Raw genomic sequence first — 21,284 nt, 5'->3', positions numbered from 1 at the left:
GCCTGAGACCGTGAATGTGCGTTGGTCTCTTTAAAAATTAAAACTCTTTTCGCAGCCAGCTATTGAGTCGTTTGATCCACGAGCCAACTGATGCCGTTACGCGTTTTTCAACTTCAGCTTCACCACTCAAATGGGATTCTTTCCCGTAGTGAAGCAGCCCCACCGCCGTGGAATAATACGGCTCCTGAGCATAATCCGTCAGACCGGTAATATTCAGCGGTGCGCCAATACGTACTTGCGTATGGAACACGCGCTGTGCGCAGGCCGCAAGACCTTCAATTTGCGCAGCACCGCCGGTTAACACAATCCCCGCCGCCAGATGATGTTTCACACCCTGCTGGCGAAGCTGTTCCTGTAATTGCAAAATTTCTTCGTTGACCAGGTTGAGCAGCTCGGTATAACGCGGCTCAATGACCTCTGCCAGGGTCTGACGTTGCAGGCTACGCGGTGGACGCCCCCCCACGCTTGGCACTTCAACGCTCTCGTCTTTACCGACGATGGAACCCAGCGCGCAACCATGGCGCACTTTGATAGCTTCTGCATCGCTCGGCGGCGTACCGAAGGCATACGCGATATCGCTGGTCACGACATTCCCTGCATAAGGGATCACTTTAGTGTGGCGCAACGCCCCGCCAGTATAAACGGCGATGTCCATTGTACCACCACCAATATCCACCACGCAGACACCCAGTTCACGTTCATCTTCCGTCAACACGGAATAACTGGCTGCCAACCCGGCAAAAATCAGTTGGTCAACTTTCAGGCCACAACGTTCAACGGCTTTGACAATATTCTTCGCCATGTCGTTGTGGCAGGTAATAAGATGGACTTTTGCCTGCATACGCACGCCGGAAAGACCGACCGGATTTTTGATACCTTCCTGGTAATCGATGGCGTATTCCTGCGGAATAACGTGCAGAACACGATGTTCATCGCGAACGCGTACGGATTTTGCCGTATGTACCACGTTCTCCACATCTTCCTGCGTCACTTCCTCTTCGGAAATGGGCACCATACCAATTTCATTCTGACAGCTAATATGCTTACCGGAAAGCGCCAGATACACAGAGGAGATCTGGCAATCTGCCATCAGTTCAGCCTGGTCAATGGCGCGTTGTACGCACTTCACCACTGACTCAAGGTCATTCACCCCGCCTTTATCCATACCTCGCGATGGGCAACTGCCCACGCCAATGATATTGACCATACCGTCGGGCAGAACTTCCCCTACTAAAGCGGCTACCTTCGCGGTGCCAATCTCCAGTCCAACTACCAGTTTTCTGTCCGTCGCCTTGATCATTGTTGTTCTGCCTGTGCCTGATTCTGTTGCTGATTAGATTCCTCAGGAGGCAAGGGAACCCAGCCTACTGCCGCTCCTGAGTCATAACGCAAATCAACGTAGCTAATCCGTTTGCCATCGGTTTGCGCCTGCTGCTGTAAAACCGGGTAGAGTTCCACAAAGCGAGCCAAACGTTTTATCGTATCGCCCCTGCCCAGATTGAGCTTAATATCGTTATTCAGCGTCAACTGCCAGGAACGACGCGCGGTCATCGCCGCTTCCTTCAGGGTGAATCTATCCTTAGCCAGCACCTGCCCCATATCACGGAACCCTTGCAACACTTCACTTGCGCTGCCTTCCGGTCCGTACAACATAGGTAATACCTGCTTATTGGCCCGACCGGTTGGGACGCTGAACGTATTTCCTTCTGCATCCACCATGTGTTGGTCATTCCAACGCGCTATTGGCACATATTCAACCAGATGAATCTTCAATTCATCAGGCCATTGCTTTCTGACGCTCGCCTGTTTAATCCAGGGGAGACGTTCAATCTGGCTCTGGATGATGTTCACATCCTGAGTCATAAAGGTACCCGGAGCACCCAGCGCCAGGATGGACTGACGGATATCGTCATTGCGCGTGTAATGCCGTTCGCCGGTTAACACCAGTTTTGACAATGGCAAACGCTGCGCATCTTCCATCCACCCCAACACTACCCAGCCGCTGACAAACACGGTGCACAGCACTGTCAGCAGGAACAGTATTCCTGCAAGACGCGTTCCATTATTGCGGCGTGAGGAGTTTACTTCTTCTTCATCACCGTTTCGCGTGTTCAGCGCAGCCTGCGACATATCAGTCCGCCAACTCCAGAATTCTTACCACCAACTGCGAGAAGCTCAGGCCTGCCTGACGTGCCGCCATCGGCACCAGGCTGTGGCTGGTCATACCCGGAGAGGTATTGGCTTCCAGCAGATAAAACTGGCCATCGCTGTCCAGCATGACGTCAATGCGACCCCAACCTTTACAGCCCAATGCGGTCCATGCTTTCAGGACTAATTCCTGCAAACGGGCCTCTTGTTCGGCTTCCAGACCTGCAGGGCAGAAATATTGTGTCTCATCAGAGAGATACTTCGCCTCATAATCATAGAAGGTTCCCGCGGGTTGGATACGTATTGACGGTAAAATTTCTTCGCCGAGTATCGCAACTGTAAATTCCGGGCCACTGAGCCATTTTTCAATCAGTACTTCTTCATCATGCTGAAAAGCCAATGCTAATGCACCCTGCAAAGCATTTTCTTCTTCAACTTTTGACATCCCTACGCTGGAGCCTTCACGGCTTGGCTTCACAATCAGCGGCAAACCTAACGCAGAAATTTTTGTAACTGCTTCATCGCTAAGACCTTTTTCGAACTCAGCGCGGGTCAATGCAACCCATGGCGCGACGGGTAAACCTGCGCCCTGCCACAGCAGCTTGCTGCGCAGTTTGTCCATCGAAATTGCGGAAGCCATGACGCCGCTGCCGGTATATGGCAGGCCAATTTGCTCCAGCATGCCCTGCAACGTGCCATCTTCCCCGCCACGACCATGCAACGCAATAAACACCTTCTGAAAACCCATAGATTTCAGAAGAGTGACATCGACCTCTTTAGGATCAACCGGATGGGCATCAACACCACCTTCGCGTAACCCTGCCAGTACGGCCGCGCCGGAATTCAGCGAAACTTCACGTTCTGCGGAGGTTCCCCCTAACAGGACCGCGATTTTATCAGCCATGTTGTTCTTCCTCCGGGTTTTGCGGCTTCAGTTTGATTTCAGCTAAGGAACGCGCGATTTTGCCGATATTTCCAGCGCCCTGCACCAAAATCAGATCGTTGCCGGTTAATACTGGTGCCAGCATTTCTGCCACCAGGGCCGGATCGGATACCAGAATCGGATCGATCTTACCGCGACCACGAATCGTACGGCACAGCGAGCGGCTGTCGGCCCCCGGAATCGCGGCTTCGCCCGCGGCGTACACGTCCAGCATCAACAGCGCATCGACCTGGGTCAGCACGTTGGCAAAGTCGTCATACAGATCGCGTGTACGCGTAAACCGGTGCGGTTGGAACAGCATGACCAGATTTTTGTCGGGCCAGCCCGCACGCGCGGCTTTAATCGTGGCGTCCACTTCCGTTGGGTGGTGACCATAATCATCGACCAGCATCGCGGTCCCGGTTTTACCGTTCACTGGCTCAAGCGGGAATTCGCCGAGGAAGTCGAAACGACGTCCGGTACCCTGGAAGCTCTCCAGCGCACGCAGAATAGCGTCGTCTTCAATACCTTCTTCCGTCGCAACCGCCACCGCAGCCGCGGCGTTCAGCGCATTGTGGCGGCCCGGCGCGTTTAACGTCACACGTAAATCGGCCATCCCCTGACGCACCAGCGTGAAGTGCCCTTGTGGGCCAATCTGCTGGTAATCTTCAACGCGCACATCGGCATCATCACTAAAACCATAGGTTGTGGTTTGACGACCAACTCGCGGTAACAGCTCGCGGATCACCGGATCGTCAACGCACATCACCGCACGACCATAAAACGGCAAGTTATGCAGGAAATTAATAAACGTCTGCTTTAAATTTTCGAAGTCGCCATGGTAGGTATCCATATGGTCGGCTTCGATATTGGTGACAATCGCCACCATCGGCTGCAAATGCAGGAACGATGCATCGCTTTCATCCGCTTCCGCAATCAAATAACGGCTATGTCCCAGGCGCGCGTGAACGCCCGCGGCCTTCACCAGACCGCCGTTGACAAAAGTGGGATCCAGGCCCGCTTCCGCATAAATGCTGGAGACCATTGCCGTGGTCGTGGTTTTACCATGCGTACCGGCAATAGCGATGCCGTGACGAAAACGCATTAACTCCGCCAGCATTTCCGCACGACGGATCACCGGAATGCGCGCTTCATGCGCCGCAACAATTTCCGGGTTATCCGCAGAAATGGCGCTGGAGACCACCACTACGCTCGCATCGCGCACATTTTCAGGGCGATGGTTGAAGAAAATCGTGGCGCCCAGATTCGTCAACTGCTGCGTCACCGGATTCGGCGCTAAGTCAGAACCGCTGATCTGATAACCTTCATTGGCCAAAACTTCGGCAATACCGCCCATACCAGCACCACCGATGCCGACAAAGTGGATGTGCCGAACGCGACGCATTTCGGGCACGATGGAACGCAGTTTTGCCAGTTGTTGTGTATTCATTCTTTAGCCATTAACTTCTTAGTTCATGCGATGCAAAAGGCATCACCACAATTACGCCCGGGCAGCCCGGCTCACTTCATTTGCCACGCGCTCAGTGGCATCCGGTATGGATGCGGCGCGCGCACGTTCTGCCATGGTTAATAAGGTTTCTCGCGACCACCCGGCAAGGGTGCTGGCGACGGCATCCACAGTAAACTGCGGCTGCTCGAGAATTTTGGCGGCGCCCGCTTTTTCCAGCGGCAGCGCATTCCAGTACTGCTGTCTGTCTTTATGCTGGAACGGCACAAACAGCGCGGGTAAACCTGCGGCGGCAATCTCGCTCACCGTCAGCGCCCCTGAGCGACAAACCACGACATCCGCCCACGCGTAGGCCGCTGCCATATCATCAATAAACTCAGTAACCTTGTGCTGCGGTTGTCCCGCGTCGGCATACGCCTGCTCGACGGTCTGCTGCGCGCCTTTGCCGCTCTGATGCCAGATAGTTACCGCATCGCCAAGCTTTGCGGCAACCTGCGGCATCGTCTGGTTCAAAACACGTGCGCCCTGCGATCCACCGACCACCAGCACGCGAACCGGACCTTCACGACCGGCCAGACGCGCTTCGGGCAACGGCAGCGCCAGCACGTCGGTGCGTACAGGGTTGCCCACCACTTCCGCATTTGGGAAAGCACCGGGAAAGGCCTGCATCACCTTCGTTGCAATCTTCGCCAGCCATTTATTGGTTAACCCCGCAATGCCGTTCTGTTCATGCAGTACAACCGGAATGCCTAATGACCAGGCAGCCAGTCCGCCAGGGCCGGACACATATCCACCCATTCCCAGCACCACATCAGGCTTAAACTGCTTCATGATGGCGCGCGCCTGACGCCAGGCGTTAAAAATACGCACGGGCGCGGCTAGCAGCGCGTTGACGCCTTTGCCACGCAATCCGGAGATGCGAATAAAGTCAATTTCAATGCCGTGTTTCGGCACCAAGTCCGCTTCCATACGATCGGCGGTGCCCAGCCAACGAACCTGCCAGCCCTGGGCCATTAAATGGTGCGCGACCGCCAGCCCCGGGAACACATGCCCGCCGGTACCGCCTGCCATCACCATTAACCGCTTCGGTTGACCACTCATCGTGCACCTCGTGTAAACGCCTGGGCTTTTTCCAGACGCGTTTCATAATCAATACGTAACAAAAACATGATGGCCGTCGACATAATCAACAAACTGGAACCACCATAACTGATCAGCGGCAACGTCAGACCTTTGGTTGGCAGCATACCCGCTGCAGCGCCGACGTTTACCAGTGCCTGGAAGCTAAACCAGATCCCAATGGAGCAGGCTAAAAAGCCTGAAAAACGGTGATCAATTTCCAGCGCCTTACGGCCAATCGACATCGCGCGAAAAGCGACGAAGAATACCATTAAAAGTGCCAATACCACACCGATATAACCCAGCTCTTCCCCAATAATGGCGAAGATGAAGTCGGTGTGCGCTTCCGGTAAATACTCGAGCTTTTGGACGGAATTACCTAAGCCTTGCCCCCAAACCTCACCGCGACCAAAAGCCATCAGCGATTGCGTCAGCTGGTAGCCACTGCCGAACGGATCTTCCCATGGGTTCCAGAAGGAGGTTACGCGGCGAATACGATACGGCTCAGCAAGGATCAGCAGCACAACCGCGGAAATCCCCATGCCGATGATGGCAATGAACTGCCACAGTTTCGCACCGGCGAGAAACAGCATCGCCAGGGTAGTGACAAACAGCACCACCACCGTACCCAGGTCAGGCTGTGCCAGCAGCAAAATAGCCAGCACCAGGATCACGCCCATTGGTTTTAAGAAGCCGCGCAGGTTGTTACGCACTTCATCAACTTTACGCACCAGGTAGTTGGCGAGATAACAGAACAGCGACAACTTGGTAAATTCCGCAGGCTGAATACGCAGCGGCCCCAGCGCAATCCAGCGCGACGCACCGTTAACGGAACTCCCCACCACCAGCACGATCAACAGCATGATGATCGAGGCTATCAGCATCGTCGTACTGTATTTTTGCCAGAACTCCATTGGCAGACGCAGCGTCACCATCGCCAGACAGAACGCGAGGAAGATGTACAGCGCGTCACGCTTGGCAAACAGGAAAGGATCGCCCGCCAGACGTTGCCCTACGGGCATCGATGCCGATGTCACCATCACAAAGCCGATCGCTGCCAGACCAAAGGTCAGCCACAGCAGCATGCGGTCATACATGATCAGGCTGTCCGCGTCTTTATCACGCGAAGCCATCACCCAGCCTTTAAGTGCCGCGAAGATCCACGCCAGGACACCCAGTCCCGGTAAGCGCGGCATTCTCAGACGAGGGAGAGATAAGCGCATCAACCCAACTCCTTCGCCAGGCGGGTAAAGACGTCACCGCGTTGCTCAAAGTTCTTGAACTGGTCGAGGCTGGCGCAGGCGGGCGACAGCAACACCATATCACCCGGTTTCACGCGCGGTGCGAGCAGGCGCATTGCCTGCTCCATGGTTTCAGTTTGTTCCGTAACGTCAGGTCGCAGAGCGGCAAGCTGCGCGCCATCACGACCAAAGCAGTACAGACGAATGTTGTCGCCGGTCAGGTAACGTTGCAGCGGCATAAAGTCAGCGGATTTCCCGTCGCCGCCCAGCAGCAGGTGCAAAGTACCATCAACATGCAGGCCATTCAGCGCGGCCTCAGTGCTGCCCACGTTGGTGGCTTTAGAATCGTTAATCCAGCGCACGCCGTTGTGCTCAAGCACGGTCTGAAAACGGTGCGCCAGACCGGTAAACGTGGTCAGCGCTTTCAGACTTGACGCCCGCGGCAGACCCGCAGCATCCGCCAGCGCCAACGCGGCCAGGGCATTGGTATAGTTATGCTGGCCGGAAAGCGTCATCTCTTTCACGTTGAGGACTTTTTCCCCCTTCACCCGCAGCCAGGTTTCGCCCTGCTGACGGTTCAGGTGGTAGTCACCCATGTTGACGCCAAAGCTCACGCAACGCTGATCCGCCCCGCGAATCGGCATGGTCAGCGCATCATCAGCGTTGACCACGCAGACTTTCGCGTTTTCATAGACGCGCAGTTTGGCCGCACGGTACTGCTGCAAGCCAAACGGATATCTGTCCATATGATCTTCGGTGACGTTCAAAATGGTGGCGGCTACGGCGTGTAAGCTGGAGGTTGTTTCCAGCTGGAAGCTCGACAGTTCCAGAACATACAGCTCACGTTCGTCGTCCAGCAGCATCAGCGCGGGCAGGCCGATATTACCGCCAACACCCACGTTCACACCGGCCGCTTTCGCCATCTCGCCTACCAACGTAGTAACAGTACTTTTCCCGTTGGAACCGGTGATCGCAACGATCGGCGCCTGCGCTTCGCGACAGAACAGCTCAATGTCGCCAACAATTTCAATTCCCGCATCGGCGGCGGCGCTCAGTGAAGGATGCGCCAGGGCGATACCAGGGCTGGCGACGATGAGATCGGCGGCCAGCAGCCAGTCATCATTCAGGCTGCCAACATGACGCTCAACCGCTTCCGGTAATTTGTCCAGACCAGGTGGCGTCGCGCGGGTATCCATTACGCGCGGCGTCACGCCACGCGCCAGGAAGAAATCCACGCAGGACAGCCCGGTCAAACCCAGACCGATAATGACGACTTTTTTACCCTGGTAATCAGCCATGATTAACGTACCTTCAGCGTTGCCAGGCCAATCAGCACCAGCATCAGCGAAATAATCCAGAAGCGCACAATTACGCGCGGTTCCGGCCAGCCTTTCAGTTCATAGTGATGGTGAATCGGCGCCATACGGAAGATGCGCTGTCCGCGCAGCTTAAAGGAACCAACCTGCAGAATGACTGACAGGGTTTCTACGACAAATACGCCGCCCATGATCACCAGCAGGAATTCCTGACGCAGCAGCACGGCAATAATGCCCAGCGCGCCGCCCAGCGCCAGCGATCCGACGTCGCCCATAAAGACCTGCGCCGGATAGGTGTTAAACCACAGGAAGCCTAAGCCCGCGCCGACAATCGCCGTACAGACGATCACCAGTTCGCCGGCATGACGTAAATATGGAATGTGCAGATAGTTGGCGAAGTTCATGTTACCGGTCGCCCAGGCCACCAGCGCAAAACCCGCGGCCACAAACACGGTCGGCATAATCGCCAGACCATCAAGGCCGTCGGTGAGGTTAACCGCGTTACCAGTCCCCACAATCACAAAGTACGCCAGCAGGACGTAGAACAGTCCCAGTTGCGGCATCACGTCTTTAAAGAATGGCACCACCAGCTCGGTGGCGGGGGTATCTTTACCGGCCAGATACAGCGCAAAAGCCACGCCCAGCGCAATCACCGACATCCAGAAGTATTTCCAGCGCGCGATCAGGCCTTTGGTGTCTTTGCGTACCACTTTACGGTAGTCATCGACAAAACCGATAATGCCGTAACCGACCAATACCACCAGCACACACCATACATATGGATTCGACGGGTATGCCCACAGCAGTACGGAGATAACAATCGCGGTGAGGATCATAATCCCGCCCATGGTCGGCGTACCGCGTTTACTGAAGTGTGATTCCGGACCGTCGTTACGTACGACCTGTCCAAAGGACATTTTTTGCAAGCGGGCGATCATGCGCGGGCCCATCCACAAAGAGATGAACAGCGCGGTCAGCAGGCTGACGATGGCGCGAAACGTCAGATAGGAAAAGACGTTAAAGCCGGAATAATATTTGACCAAATGTTCGGCCAGCCAAACTAACATGTTCCATTCTCCTGTAATGCGCGTACTACCTCTTCCATGGCGGCACTACGTGAACCCTTCACTAAAATCGTCATGATCTGATGTTCTGCAATCAGCGCCTTAAGATGCGCGGTCAGCGCGGTTTTATCCGCAAAATGCTCACCAACGCCGCTGGCATGGCTAATTGCCTGACTCAGTTTCCCTGTACTCAGCACACGGTCGATACCTGCAGCCTTTGCAGCCTCACCTACCTGTACGTGGCAGGCTTCGCTTTCCGCGCCAAGCTCTGCCATATCGCCAACCACCAGCACGCGGTAGCCGGGCATTTCGGACAGCACCTGTACCGCTGCGGTCATTGAGCCGACGTTAGCGTTGTAGGAGTCGTCCAGCAGCAGCTGATTTTCTGCCAGTTGAACCGGGAACAGACGCCCCGGCACCGCTTGCAGATCCTTCAGGCCCGCTTTGATCGCCTCTGGCGTCGCGCCTACCGCCATAGAGAGCGCAGCCGCCGCAAGGGCGTTAGCAATGTTGTGACGACCCGGCAGCGGCAGCAGAACATCAATGCTTCCGGTTGGCGTTTGCAGCGAAAACTCTGTGCCGTGTGAGGTCACATGAACGTTATCCGCCGAAAAGTCGCTGTTAGCCGCATTCGGCGAGAAGCGCCAGACTTTGCGATCGCCGATGATGCTTTGCCAGTTCAGCCAGTCGTTGTTGTCGGCATTCATAATGGCGATACCGTTCGCTGACAGGCCGGTAAAAATCTCACCTTTTGCCTTTGCAACACCGGCCAGAGAGCCGAAGCCTTCCAGATGCGCGGCGGCCAGGTTGTTCACCAGCGCCGCTTCCGGACGTGTCAGACCAACGGTCCAGGCGATTTCACCCTGATGATTGGCGCCGAGTTCAATTACGGCATAGTCGTAATCGTTGTTTAAGCGCAGCAGCGTCATCGGTACGCCGATGTCGTTGTTCAGGTTGCCCGCGGTATATAGGGTGTTGCCGCATTGACTCAGAATGGACGCCGTCATCTCTTTGACGGATGTTTTCCCGGAAGAGCCGGTCAGCGCAACAACGCGCGCCGGAACCTGGGCGCGAACCCACGCGGCCAGTTCACCAAACGCCAGACGCGTATCTTTAACAATCAGCTGCGGCAGATCGGTGTCCAACGGACGGCTGACCAGCAGCGCACCCGCCCCGCTCTCTTGCGCTTTGTCGGCAAAATCGTGGGCGTCAAAGCGTTCGCCTTTCAGCGCCACAAACAGGCAGCCCGGCGTCACTTTACGCGTATCGGTTGTCACCGCATCAAGGGTCAGATCGGCCCCTTTTAATTCGCCACGGAGGATCTCCGCCAGTTGGCTGAGCGTTACGCTAATCATGCGATTACCCCCAGCAGACGCGCTGCCGTGACGCGGTCAGAATAGTCGAGGCGCTGTGAACCAACGATCTGGTAGTCTTCATGACCTTTACCGGCCACCAGCACCACGTCATTTTCTTTCGCCTGCATAATGGCGTTTGTCACCGCTTCTGCGCGACCTTCCATTACCTTCGCCTGTCCGGCATCCAGCATCCCCGCCAGAATGTCGTTAATAATGGCGCGCGGCTCTTCAGTACGCGGGTTGTCATCGGTCACCACGACAACATCAGCAAACTCTTCAGCAATCGCGCCCATCAACGGGCGTTTACCTTTGTCGCGATCGCCGCCGCAACCAAAGACGCACCACAGTTTGCCAGCACAGTGCAGACGTGCCGCCTGCAGCGCTTTTTCCAGCGCATCTGGCGTATGGGCATAATCAACCACAACGGTGGTTTTACCCGGCGCGCTGAACACTTCCATACGCCCGCAAACCGGCTGCAATTGTGTCGCCGTTTTCAGTAAATCAGCTAACGGATATCCCAGCGCCAGCAGCGTCGCCAGCGCCAACAGCAGATTGCTGACGTTAAACGCGCCCATCAGGTGGCTTTCAATTTCGCCGTCACCCCATGAGGAGGTAAAACGAATCGTTGCCCCGCTGTCGTGATAATTCACGTCAACCGCTTTTAACCAACGACCGTGACAGTTCGGATTGATGTGGTCTTCCATCGAAACGGCAACCGCATCCGGGAGTTTGGCCAGCCAGCGACGACCGACTTCATCATCCGCGTTGACGATGGCCTGACCGCATTGGTGCGTGGAATACAGCAGCCATTTCGCGGCTTCGTAATGTTCCATATCGCCGTGGTAGTCAAGATGATCACGGCTTAAGTTAGTAAATACTGATGCGGCAAACTTCAGCGCCGCCACGCGATGCTGAACCAGACCGTGTGAAGACACTTCCATCGCGCCAACCGTTGCGCCCTGCGCAACCAGCCCCGCCAGCACATGCTGGACATCAACGGCTGAGCCGGTAGTATTTTCCGTCGGGATCACTTTGCCCAGCAGGCCATTGCCTACTGTTCCCATTACCGCGCTGGTTTCGCCAAGCAGTTGGCTCCACTGCGCCAGCAATTGGGTAGTGGTGGTTTTACCGTTGGTCCCGGTCACGCCGACCAGACGCATTTTTTCAGAAGGCTCGTGGTAAAAACGGCCTGCCAGTGCAGATAAACGTTCGTTAAGCTGGCTGAGATAGATAACCGGCACGCCGTGCATTTCACGGATTTCACCGTCAGTAGCTTCATCTTTTGCTTCTGCAATAATGGCAGCCACACCTTGCGCTATCGCCTGCGGGATATACCGACGCCCGTCCGCCTGATGACCCAATACTGCGACAAAGAGATCGCCCGATGCAGCCACACGGCTGTCAAGCGTCATCTCCCGCAGTGCTCGCTCCGGTGCACCCGGCACCCATGGAGCAAGAAGGTCGCGCAAATTACGATCTGCCACCTGTTGCCTCGCCTTGATTATTCACAAATTCATTTTTATCGCCCGTTGTCAGCGCATCCGGCTCGATGTTCATGGTGCGCAGTACGCCGCCCATGATGGCACCAAAGACCGGCGCGGAAACGGCGCCACCGTAGTATTTACCCGCCTGCGGATCGTTGATAACAACAACCAGCGCGAAGCGCGGCTGACTCGCAGGCGCAACGCCTGCGGTATAAGCAATGTATTTGTTGATGTAGCGGCCATCCGGGCCTACTTTTTTCGCCGTACCGGTTTTAATGGCGATACGATAGCCTTTAATCGCCGCCTTCACGCCGCCGCCGCCGGGCAGCGCCACGCTTTCCATCATGTGCACCACGGTACGCACGGTTGATTCCGGGAAGATACGCTCGCCAGGAACCGGAGGGTCAACTTTGGTGATCGACAGCGGACGATATACGCCATAGCTGCCGATCGTTGCATAGACTCGCGCTAACTGTAACGGCGTTACCATTAGCCCATAGCCGAAAGAGAAGGTGGCCCTCTCTATGTCAGACCACCGTTGTTTTTGAGGATATAAGCCACTGCGTTCTCCGACCAACCCCAAATTGGTCGCTTTTCCCAGCCCAAAACGTGAGTAAGTGTCTACTAACGCTGAGGACGGCATCGCTAACGCCAGCTTGGAAACACCGACGTTACTCGACTTCTGCAAAACCCCGGTGAGGGTCAATTCGCTATAACGCGCCACGTCTTTGATTTCGTGACCATTAATTCGGTAAGGGATGGTGTTAAGTACGGTATTTTCACGTACCACGCCACGCTGCAGCGCCGTCATCACCACCATCGGTTTGACGGTAGAACCCGGCTCAAACACGTCGGTAATGGTACGGTTACGCATCGCATCTTTCGGCGTACCGGTGAGATTATTCGGGTTGTAAGACGGACTGTTGGCCATTGCCAGCACTTCACCGGTGTTCACATCCACCAGTACCGCACTGCCTGACTCCGCCTTGTTAAACGCCACCGCGTTATTCAGTTCACGGTAAACCAGCGCCTGTAAACGCTCATCAATGCTTAGCGCAAGGTTATGCGCCGCCTGACTGTCGGTAGAGGAAATATCCTCAATGACGCGGCCATAACGGTCTTTACGTACAATACGTTCGCCCGGTTGCCCGGTGAGCCACTTGTCGAAGCTCTTCTCAACGCCTTCAATCCCCTGACTGTCGACGTTAGTAAAGCCGATGAGGTGAGCGGTCACTTCTCCGGAAGGATAGTAACGGCGGGATTCTTCGCGCAGATGAATACCTGGCAGCTTCAGTTTCTTGATGTAGTCAGCCATATCAGGGTTTACCTGACGCGCCAGATAGATAAAGCGCCCTTTCGGGTTGGCGTTAATGCGGGAAGCCAGTTGATCGAGCGGGAGGTTCAGGGCAGTCGACAACGCCCGCCAGCGTTCACCAACGCTCACGCCGCCTGCATCATGCACCTCTTTCGGGTCGGCCCAAATCGCCTTAACCGGAACGCTCACCGCCAGCGGACGACCCGAGCGGTCGGTAATCATCCCGCGTGACGTAGACACTTCCTGGACGCGCAGAGAACGCATGTCGCCCTGACGCACCAACATGTCCGGCGCGATGATTTGCAGCCAGGCAACGCGCCCGAGCAGAAAACCCAGTGCCAGCAAAATACAGCCGCACAGTAACGCAAAACGCCAACTGATAAAGTTGGCTTGTTCTTCCTGGCGTTTTGGTTTGTGCGTTTTTGCCGCTGCTTTCATGCGTCGCGTTTATCCTTATTTTTGTACTACGATATTTTCTTGTGAGGGATCAACATGCTGCATTTGCAGCTTTTCCGTTGCGATCCGTTCAACACGGCTATGGTCGCCGAGCGCGTTCTCCTCAAGGATCAAGTTACGCCATTCGATATCCAGCGCATCTCGCTCCAGAACCAGCTGCTCACGCTGCGCGGTCAGTAACCGCGTATGGTGTGCTGTTGTCACGACGGTAACCGCCGTCAAAATAATGCAAATGAACAGGCAGAGTGGCAGCTTCCCATACCGCAAAAGATCGTCACCGATCACGCCAGGCAAGGCATGGCGCTCGTTGCTTCCTATCGATCCTTTAACTTTGCTGAGGGCTTCTGTCACTCTGCTGATCATGCGTTCGTCCTCTCTGCAATACGCAGAACTGAACTACGGGCACGAGGATTTTCAGCTACCTCTTCTTCACCCGGCATCATCTTGCCTAGTGCTCTTAACTCACGGCCGCCCAGTTTTTTGATCTGCGCTTCGGTCATCGGTATTCCAGCCGGAACCTGAGGACCACGACTTTGTTCGCGCATAAAGCGTTTCACAATGCGATCTTCAAGCGAATGGAAACTGATTATCGAAAGGCGACCACCTGGTGCCAGCACGCTGAGCGAGCTTTTTAGCGCCTGCTCTATCTCCTCCAGTTCACTGTTCACCCAAATGCGCACCGCCTGGAAGGTACGGGTCGCGGGATGTTTGAATTTGTCTTTCACCGGCATTGCCGCCGCAATCACCTCTGCCAGCTCTTTAGTGCGGGTCATTGGTTCGATGCGGTTGCGCTCCACGATGGCGCGAGCAATGCGTTTGCCGAAGCGCTCTTCGCCAAAGGTTTTGATCACCCAGGCAATGTCTGCTTCATCGGCGGTTTGCAGCCATTCGGCCGCTGACTGACCGCGTGTCGGGTCCATTCGCATATCTAACGGACCGTCACGCATAAATGAGAATCCGCGCTCAGCATCGTCAAGCTGCGGAGAAGAAACCCCAAGATCGAGAAGAATCCCGTCGATCTTACCGGTCAGTCCGCGCTCGGCGACGTAGTCAGCCAGCGCAGAAAAAGGTCCATGGACGATGGAAAAACGGGGATCGGTAATCGTCTGTGCAACGGCAATAGCCTGCGGATCGCGATCGATGGCCAGTAAACGTCCCTCTTCGCCAAGCTGGGAGAGGATCAGACGTGAGTGACCACCGCGACCAAATGTCCCGTCAATGTAGATGCCGTCTGGACGAATATTCAGGCCGTTTACGGCTTCATCCAGCAACACCGTTGTATGTTTATAATTTTCCATCATTTTATAGAGACAAATCCTGCAATCGTTCCGACAGCGCGCCGGTAACAGACTGCTCAGCGTCGATATCTTCCTTGACCTGTTGATACCAGGTCGTTTCATCCCACAGCTCAAACTTATTGAACTGCCCAACCAGCATCACTTCTTTCGTTAACCCTGCGTGTTGCCGCAGAATGGGCGCTATCAATAAGCGACCAGCGCTATCCATCTGACATTCGCTGGCATGACCCAACAACAGGCGCTGTACGCGACGCTCAACTGGATTCATGCTAGACAGACGCGATAACTTCTGTTCGATGATTTCCCATTCAGGCAGGGGATACAGCAGCAGGCACGGGTGATGGATGTCAATGGTGCAAACCATTTGACCGGTAGCGCTCTCGAGCAGTTGATCCCGATAACGGGTAGGCACGGATAAGCGCCCTTTACTGTCGAGATTAACTAACGTTGCTCCCCGGAACATGCCAGCCTCACCCCCGATTACCACTTTATCCCACAAATTCCCACTTAAAGGAGTTTACGGAGCGGAGGAAAACCTTGTCAAGCAAGTCACGGCGCTTAGCGGAGCAAAAAACACATTGTTTACGGCTAATATCAGCGTTGAACAAATTCCGTACAGCAAACGAAGCAAATTAACGTCATGAATATTTGTAAGAAAAAAATCCAACAACTCATGATTGTTTAAAACAACTGAATATCATCAAAAGAAAATATAAAGTGTCAGTTTGCGACGCGAGCGGCATTTTAGGACAATATGCAGCGAGATAACAGTACCAGTTAATCAGTCTGTACGCCGCACAGGAGCGAGGTGAAGGTGAGATTGCCACAACGCAGCAGCAAAGTGTTTGTTAATTCGGCAAATCCCTACAAGCATGTAACAAAATAATACAACCGTAACGCGTCGTTACTTCTCAATAACCCCAAAATGGAGAGTTGCATTTTTAATTCGGCATAATTTAAGAATCAATTTCAGATAATTCTAAAGAATATTCTTAATTATAATGCGGTTATTTCTGAGAATGGAATAATTGATGACGTCAGAGGCTTATCCCGCCGACATCATCAATTGAGGCTCTTAGTTACGGCTAAGTATACCGCGACGGTACAGATTACGCCGTATACGCGTTAATCCTGGTTTTGGTTTTCGCGGCTCATCCAGGCTTGCCAGCACAATCTCCAGCACGCGCTCAGCAACATCGCGATGACGCTGCGCTACCGCCAGTACCGGGCACTGCAGGAAGTCGAGCAGTTCGTGGTCGCCAAACGTCGCAATCGCCAAATCAGACGGTAACTGCCCGTCGCGACGCAGGGTCACATCCATCACTCCCTGCAGCAGAGCAAACGACGTGGTAAACAGCGCCTGAGGCATTGGATGCGTTTCCAGCCATTTATCAAACAACTGCGCGGCCGCTTCACGTTCATAGCTGTTGGCATAGAGGAAATGCACTTCACGCGGATCGTCTTTCCATGCGGTACGGAAACCCTGTTCGCGCAAGAAACTGACGGATAATTCAGGGAGCGCCCCCAGATAGAGCACGGTTTCAGCAGGGAATTTACGTAACTCCTCCGCCAGCATTTGGGCATCATCCTGGTCTGCGCCCACCACGCTGGTGAAATGTTCGCGATCCAGCGCGCGGTCCAGCGCCACAATCGGGAATGAACTGTTCGCCCAGCGCTGATAGAACGGGTGTTCAGGCGGCAAGGAGGTCGACACAATAATGGCATCAACCTGGCGTTGTAAAAGATGCTCAATACAACGCATTTCGTTATCCGGCTGATCTTCAGAGCAGGCAATCAACAGTTGATACCCGCGCTGACGCGCCTGGCGCTCCAGATAGTTTGCGATCCGAGTATAGCTCGTGTTCTCGAGATCCGGGATCACAAGCCCAATAGAACGTGTGCGTCCAGCACGTAGCCCGGCCGCCACGGCGTTCGGGTGGTAATTATGCTCACGCACCACCGCCATGACTTTTTCGACCGTTTTGTCGCTTACGCGATATTGCTTTGCTTTGCCGTTAATAACGTAGCTTGCAGTCGTTCGCGAAACGCCGGCCAACCGAGCGATTTCATCCAGTTTCACAATTGCCCCTTGCGTAAAATGTACAAACCATAACCTTTTAGATGGCATGGGTTAAACTTCTTAACATCTAAGCGCAGAATAATGACTGCGGCAACCGCTTTTGTCTCTGGTTACTGCTGATTTCGCAAAAAAAAGCAACCGATAGCCAATGCTTCTCGCCCAGGCCGGATAAGCATTAGCACCATCCGGCAAGGTATTATTGCCTGATGCCGACGCTAGCGCGCCTCATCAGGCCTACGTTATCCCTGCACGTTAGCGCATAATTTTATCGCCGCGAGAAAGTCCCACCACGCCGGAACGGGCAACCTCCACAATTTTGGCGACTTCACGCAGGGTTGCCAGAAACGCATCCAGCTTATCGCTGGTGCCCGCCAGTTGTACGGTGTAGATCGACGGCGTAACGTCGATGATTTGCCCGCGGAAAATCTCCGTGTTACGTTTCACCTCTTCCCGGCCATAACCGCTGGCCTGGATTTTCACCAGCATGATTTCTCGTTCAACGTGCGCGCCCTGCCCCAGTTCGCTGACGCGCAGAACATCCACCAGCTTGTGAAGCTGCTTTTCGATCTGCTCCAGGACTTTCTCATCCCCAACCGTCTGAATCGTCATCCGCGATAAGGTCGGATCGTCAGTCGGCGCGACGGTCAGGCTTTCAATGTTGTATCCACGCTGGGCGAAGAGGCCAATCACACGCGACAATGCACCCGACTCGTTTTCCAGCAATACTGATAATATCCGGCGCATAATCAGGTCCTCTCCGTTTTGCTTAACCACATTTCATCCATCCCGCCCCCACGAATCTGCATCGGGTAGACATGCTCACTGCCATCGACGGTGACATCGACAAACACCAGACGATGGTTACGCACATGTTCCAGCGCTTCGCCTAGCTTGTTCTCCAGTTCATCTGGATGATTAATCTGGATACCAATATGCCCATAAGCCTCGGCAAGGCGTACAAAATCGGGCAGCGACTGCATGTAAGACTGGGAGTGGCGCCCGGAGTAGATCATGTCCTGCCATTGTTTGACCATGCCGAGATAGCGGTTGTTAAGGTTGAGCACCAGCACCGGCAGTTCATATTGCAGCGCCGTCGACAGCTCCTGGATATTCATCTGAATGCTGCCATCTCCGGTCACGCACACCACCGTTTCATCGGGCAGCGCCATTTTCACCCCCAACGCCGCGGGTAAACCGAATCCCATGGTGCCGAGGCCGCCTGAGTTAATCCAGCGGCGTGGTTTATCGAACGGATAGTAAAGTGCGGCAAACATCTGATGCTGACCAACATCAGAGGTCACATATGCCTCCCCTTTCGTCAGACGCCAGATGGTTTCTATTACCGCCTGTGGTTTAATACTTTCGCTTTGCGTGTCGTATTTCAGGCACTGACGGGCGCGCCATTGTTCAATCTGTTGCCACCAGTCACGGTTATCATCCAGCGGCTGCTGTGATTTTTCCTGCTCCAGCAACTCAAGCATCTGATCCAGCACCAGGCGAGCATCGCCCACAATCGGAATATCCGCCGTGACGGTTTTTGAAATGGAGGTCGGATCGATGTCGATATGCAGTACGGTCGCATTCGGGCAATATTTGGCCAGGTTATTGGTCGTTCGATCGTCGAAGCGAACGCCGACGGCAAAGATCACATCGGAATGATGCATGGTCATATTGGCTTCGTAAGTACCGTGCATGCCCAACATACCCAGCGCCTGGCGATGCGTGGCCGGAAACGCGCCTAACCCCATCAGCGAGGAAACAACCGGCAGATTCAGTGCTTCGGCAATCTGCCCCAGCTGTTGGTGGCAGGCGGCATTCACCGCGCCACCGCCCACATAGACCACCGGTTTCTTCGCCGCTACCAGCGTTTGCAGAGCACGTTTTATCTGACCTTTATGTCCGGTCGTTGTCGGATTATATGAACGCATACTTACAGACTCCGGCCAGCTGTAAGGCAGTTTTTTCGCCGGATTCAGAATATCTTTCGGCAAATCCACTACCACCGGTCCCGGACGACCGCTTGCCGCCAGCCAGAAGGCTTTTTTCAGCACCTGCGGGATGTCTTCCGTTTGTTTAACCAGGAAGCTGTGTTTTACCACCGGGCGGGATATGCCCACCATGTCGCACTCCTGAAAGGCATCGTAGCCAATCAGGGAGGTGGCAACCTGTCCGGAGAGGATCACCAGTGGAATGGAATCCATATATGCCGTTGCAATCCCGGTGATTGCATTGGTTGCCCCCGGTCCGGAAGTGACCAAAACAACGCCGACTTCCCCCGTGGCGCGCGCCAGGCCATCAGCCATATGTACCGCGGCCTGTTCATGACGGACCAGCACATGATCAACACCGCCGACCGTATGTAGCGCATCATAAATATCGAGGACGGCCCCCCCGGGATAACCGAATACCTGCTTCACACCCTGATCGATGAGCGATCGGACGACCATCTCGGCTCCAGACAACATCTCCATGGCTTGCCTCACTCTTATAATGAATTACGGTTTAACAACACATTAACCGCTGACGATGACGCATGGCAATTGACTCCGAAGGGGTGGCACTGGAGTAAATTAGAATAAAACGGAGGAAAGAATCGAATAAATGGAGAATTAAACCATCATAAGCAATTGATATGATAAATAATCGCTTAAAAAGGGAGACTTACAGCAATTACTCTATTTTTTTACAGGTCAGGGTATATATAAAAAGTAGAGTTCAGCATAAAATTTCAGACATAAAGAAAAAAGCAGAATAAACCAGATGTATCCCCCGATTTATTCTGCCAACTGCTACTGCTTGCAGACGGAGACCAACAGCTCTTCCATCCATTGATGTCCTTTATCGCGACCCGCAGCCTCATGCCATGAAAGATAACATGTGCGGCTATTCAATTTTAAAGGTAAAGGCAATATTTGCAGTTCTAAAGAATCGGCGAACTCTTCTGCCAACCAACGCGGCGCAATAGAAACCAGATGCGTTTGCGACACAATATTAAGCACGCTAATTAATGCCATTCCCTGATAAGCCACGCAGGATTGTTTATCCGGTGTGTCATACCACGGCTGGCTGAATGATGCGAAGCGATCGAGGGAAACCACGGCATGCTGTTCATTATAGAGATCGCTTTCCAGCAATGGGCCACTAATACGCGGATGCTTTTTACTCGCCACTAACACCATTTCGTCATTGAATAATGGAATACTGGAGAATTCTGGACGACGGAACTCTTCATAGCTAATAACAAACTCAGTTTCCTGATAACGTAATTGATGCTCAGTATTTTGATTGAGTGAAGATTTAAAAACGACATTAATATTCGGTGCGACTTGCTCAACTCGATTATAAATCAATGAAGTAAGAATATTATCCAACGGGCTACATACACAGAGATTGAAAACACGCTCACTGCTGGCAGGTTCAAAGCCGGAACCAGGCAGTTCATTCTGCACTAATTGCAATGCCTGGCGAACAGAGCCAAACAACTGAAAAGCTCTTGCTGTAGGCTGTATCCCGCGTCCATATCGAACAAAAAGCTCATCGTTAAACATGACCTTCAGGCGCGCGACCGCATTACTGACAGCGGGTTGCGACATCCCCAACGTATGCGCGGCACGGGTAATATTTTGTTCCTGCATCACCGCATCGAAAACGGTTAATAGATTGAGATCAACCATACGAAGCTGTGGCTTACCCATCTCTATAAGATTCGTTTTATCTATTATTTTTACTTCTGGCATATTTAACTCCACTGTCACTCTAAACTCCCTTTTCCCAGACGGAGTGAAGAAATAATCTCCGTTAATATGATTTACCATGCATATAAAATGAGAAAAAGAAAAAACATTAAAATTAGGAAAACATAAAGGCACAAACCTAAATGAACAAAAGACCAATGCGAGCGCAGTGTGGCAGAGGTCACTGCACGATGATTCATATGTTTAAATTTCAAAAACAATATAACCATAAGCACGACGAATACACAATCATACGTACCGTGAATATGTATTTAAGTTTTAAT

18 protein-coding genes are annotated in these 21,284 nt (G+C 53.7%); all 18 read right to left on the bottom strand.

The window, feature by feature from the left end:
• Nucleotides 1-37: 37 nt before the first annotated feature.
• Entirely contained in the window at nt 38-1,300 is a 1,263-nt protein-coding gene (gene ftsA, locus OGV77_RS10600; protein ID WP_003018755.1) for a cell division protein FtsA, read from the bottom strand.
• The gene (gene ftsQ / locus OGV77_RS10595; RefSeq protein WP_003018758.1) at nt 1,297-2,130 is read right to left on the bottom strand and encodes a cell division protein FtsQ; all 834 of its coding nucleotides are present in this window, start codon (nt 2,128-2,130) and stop codon (nt 1,297-1,299) included. Before ftsQ ends, ftsA begins: the two co-directional genes overlap by 4 nt.
• 1 nt (nt 2,131) lies before the next feature.
• A complete protein-coding gene (locus OGV77_RS10590; RefSeq protein WP_043018426.1) occupies nt 2,132-3,052 on the bottom strand; it encodes a D-alanine--D-alanine ligase in 921 nt (306 codons plus the stop codon).
• Complete coding sequence (gene murC / locus OGV77_RS10585; RefSeq protein WP_043018425.1) at nt 3,045-4,520, bottom strand: UDP-N-acetylmuramate--L-alanine ligase; 1,476 nt, start codon at nt 4,518-4,520, stop codon at nt 3,045-3,047. Before murC ends, OGV77_RS10590 begins: the two co-directional genes overlap by 8 nt.
• A 51-nt stretch (nt 4,521-4,571) precedes the next feature.
• Nucleotides 4,572-5,639: an undecaprenyldiphospho-muramoylpentapeptide beta-N-acetylglucosaminyltransferase gene (gene murG, locus OGV77_RS10580; protein WP_181634071.1), complete on the bottom strand. Its 1,068-nt coding sequence runs from the start codon at nt 5,637-5,639 to the stop codon at nt 4,572-4,574.
• A complete protein-coding gene (gene ftsW, locus OGV77_RS10575; protein ID WP_019078372.1) occupies nt 5,636-6,880 on the bottom strand; it encodes a cell division protein FtsW in 1,245 nt (414 codons plus the stop codon). Before ftsW ends, murG begins: the two co-directional genes overlap by 4 nt.
• A complete protein-coding gene (murD, locus tag OGV77_RS10570; protein ID WP_087051010.1) occupies nt 6,880-8,196 on the bottom strand; it encodes a UDP-N-acetylmuramoyl-L-alanine--D-glutamate ligase in 1,317 nt (438 codons plus the stop codon). The genes ftsW and murD overlap by 1 nt, the downstream gene beginning before the upstream one ends.
• A gap of 2 nt (nt 8,197-8,198) precedes the next feature.
• Entirely contained in the window at nt 8,199-9,281 is a 1,083-nt protein-coding gene (gene mraY / locus OGV77_RS10565; RefSeq protein WP_016151694.1) for a phospho-N-acetylmuramoyl-pentapeptide-transferase, read from the bottom strand.
• On the bottom strand, nt 9,275-10,633 hold the full coding sequence (gene murF, locus OGV77_RS10560; RefSeq protein ID WP_047406203.1) for a UDP-N-acetylmuramoyl-tripeptide--D-alanyl-D-alanine ligase: 1,359 nt from the start codon (nt 10,631-10,633) through the stop codon (nt 9,275-9,277). The genes mraY and murF overlap by 7 nt, the downstream gene beginning before the upstream one ends.
• On the bottom strand, nt 10,630-12,117 hold the full coding sequence (murE, locus tag OGV77_RS10555) for a UDP-N-acetylmuramoyl-L-alanyl-D-glutamate--2,6-diaminopimelate ligase (RefSeq protein WP_043018421.1): 1,488 nt from the start codon (nt 12,115-12,117) through the stop codon (nt 10,630-10,632). Before murE ends, murF begins: the two co-directional genes overlap by 4 nt.
• Entirely contained in the window at nt 12,104-13,870 is a 1,767-nt protein-coding gene (gene ftsI / locus OGV77_RS10550; protein ID WP_016151691.1) for a peptidoglycan glycosyltransferase FtsI, read from the bottom strand. Before ftsI ends, murE begins: the two co-directional genes overlap by 14 nt.
• A gap of 15 nt (nt 13,871-13,885) precedes the next feature.
• A complete protein-coding gene (gene ftsL, locus OGV77_RS10545) occupies nt 13,886-14,251 on the bottom strand; it encodes a cell division protein FtsL (protein ID WP_006686695.1) in 366 nt (121 codons plus the stop codon).
• Entirely contained in the window at nt 14,248-15,189 is a 942-nt protein-coding gene (rsmH, locus tag OGV77_RS10540) for a 16S rRNA (cytosine(1402)-N(4))-methyltransferase RsmH (protein WP_042312345.1), read from the bottom strand. The genes ftsL and rsmH overlap by 4 nt, the downstream gene beginning before the upstream one ends.
• A gap of 1 nt (nt 15,190) precedes the next feature.
• Nucleotides 15,191-15,649, bottom strand: a complete 459-nt coding sequence (gene mraZ, locus OGV77_RS10535) for a division/cell wall cluster transcriptional repressor MraZ (RefSeq protein ID WP_005124560.1) — start codon at nt 15,647-15,649, stop codon at nt 15,191-15,193.
• 612 nt (nt 15,650-16,261) lie between these two features.
• Nucleotides 16,262-17,266: a catabolite repressor/activator gene (gene cra / locus OGV77_RS10530; protein ID WP_016151689.1), complete on the bottom strand. Its 1,005-nt coding sequence runs from the start codon at nt 17,264-17,266 to the stop codon at nt 16,262-16,264.
• A 252-nt stretch (nt 17,267-17,518) separates the two neighbouring features.
• On the bottom strand, nt 17,519-18,010 hold the full coding sequence (gene ilvN / locus OGV77_RS10525) for an acetolactate synthase small subunit (protein WP_003829566.1): 492 nt from the start codon (nt 18,008-18,010) through the stop codon (nt 17,519-17,521).
• A 2-nt stretch (nt 18,011-18,012) separates the two neighbouring features.
• Nucleotides 18,013-19,737 (bottom strand): acetolactate synthase 3 large subunit, encoded by a 1,725-nt coding sequence (gene ilvI, locus OGV77_RS10520; RefSeq protein WP_087051009.1) that lies wholly within the window; start codon nt 19,735-19,737, stop codon nt 18,013-18,015.
• Nucleotides 19,738-20,055: 318 nt separating this feature from the next.
• Nucleotides 20,056-21,003: a transcriptional regulator LeuO gene (gene leuO, locus OGV77_RS10515; protein ID WP_043018419.1), complete on the bottom strand. Its 948-nt coding sequence runs from the start codon at nt 21,001-21,003 to the stop codon at nt 20,056-20,058.
• Nucleotides 21,004-21,284: the final 281 nt, after the last annotated feature.

The sequence above is a fragment of the Citrobacter sp. Ce129 genome (assembly GCF_030334545.1).
Lineage (GTDB): Bacteria > Pseudomonadota > Gammaproteobacteria > Enterobacterales > Enterobacteriaceae > Citrobacter > Citrobacter europaeus.
Note: the sequence above shows the minus strand (reverse complement) of the source record. Positions and strands in the feature narration are given on the sequence as shown.

Coding starts and splice junctions, on each gene's coding strand:
- ftsA (WP_003018755.1), bottom strand. CDS start 1,300: ATGATCAAGGCGACGGACAGAAAACTGGTAGTTGGACTGGAGATTGGC.
- ftsQ (WP_003018758.1), bottom strand. CDS start 2,130: ATGTCGCAGGCTGCGCTGAACACGCGAAACGGTGATGAAGAAGAAGTA.
- OGV77_RS10590 (WP_043018426.1), bottom strand. CDS start 3,052: ATGGCTGATAAAATCGCGGTCCTGTTAGGGGGAACCTCCGCAGAACGT.
- murC (WP_043018425.1), bottom strand. CDS start 4,520: ATGAATACACAACAACTGGCAAAACTGCGTTCCATCGTGCCCGAAATG.
- murG (WP_181634071.1), bottom strand. CDS start 5,639: ATGAGTGGTCAACCGAAGCGGTTAATGGTGATGGCAGGCGGTACCGGC.
- ftsW (WP_019078372.1), bottom strand. CDS start 6,880: ATGCGCTTATCTCTCCCTCGTCTGAGAATGCCGCGCTTACCGGGACTG.
- murD (WP_087051010.1), bottom strand. CDS start 8,196: ATGGCTGATTACCAGGGTAAAAAAGTCGTCATTATCGGTCTGGGTTTG.
- mraY (WP_016151694.1), bottom strand. CDS start 9,281: ATGTTAGTTTGGCTGGCCGAACATTTGGTCAAATATTATTCCGGCTTT.
- murF (WP_047406203.1), bottom strand. CDS start 10,633: ATGATTAGCGTAACGCTCAGCCAACTGGCGGAGATCCTCCGTGGCGAA.
- ftsI (WP_016151691.1), bottom strand. CDS start 13,870: ATGAAAGCAGCGGCAAAAACGCACAAACCAAAACGCCAGGAAGAACAA.
- ftsL (WP_006686695.1), bottom strand. CDS start 14,251: ATGATCAGCAGAGTGACAGAAGCCCTCAGCAAAGTTAAAGGATCGATA.
- rsmH (WP_042312345.1), bottom strand. CDS start 15,189: ATGATGGAAAATTATAAACATACAACGGTGTTGCTGGATGAAGCCGTA.
- mraZ (WP_005124560.1), bottom strand. CDS start 15,649: ATGTTCCGGGGAGCAACGTTAGTTAATCTCGACAGTAAAGGGCGCTTA.
- ilvN (WP_003829566.1), bottom strand. CDS start 18,010: ATGCGCCGGATATTATCAGTATTGCTGGAAAACGAGTCGGGTGCATTG.
- ilvI (WP_087051009.1), bottom strand. CDS start 19,737: ATGGAGATGTTGTCTGGAGCCGAGATGGTCGTCCGATCGCTCATCGAT.
- leuO (WP_043018419.1), bottom strand. CDS start 21,003: ATGCCAGAAGTAAAAATAATAGATAAAACGAATCTTATAGAGATGGGT.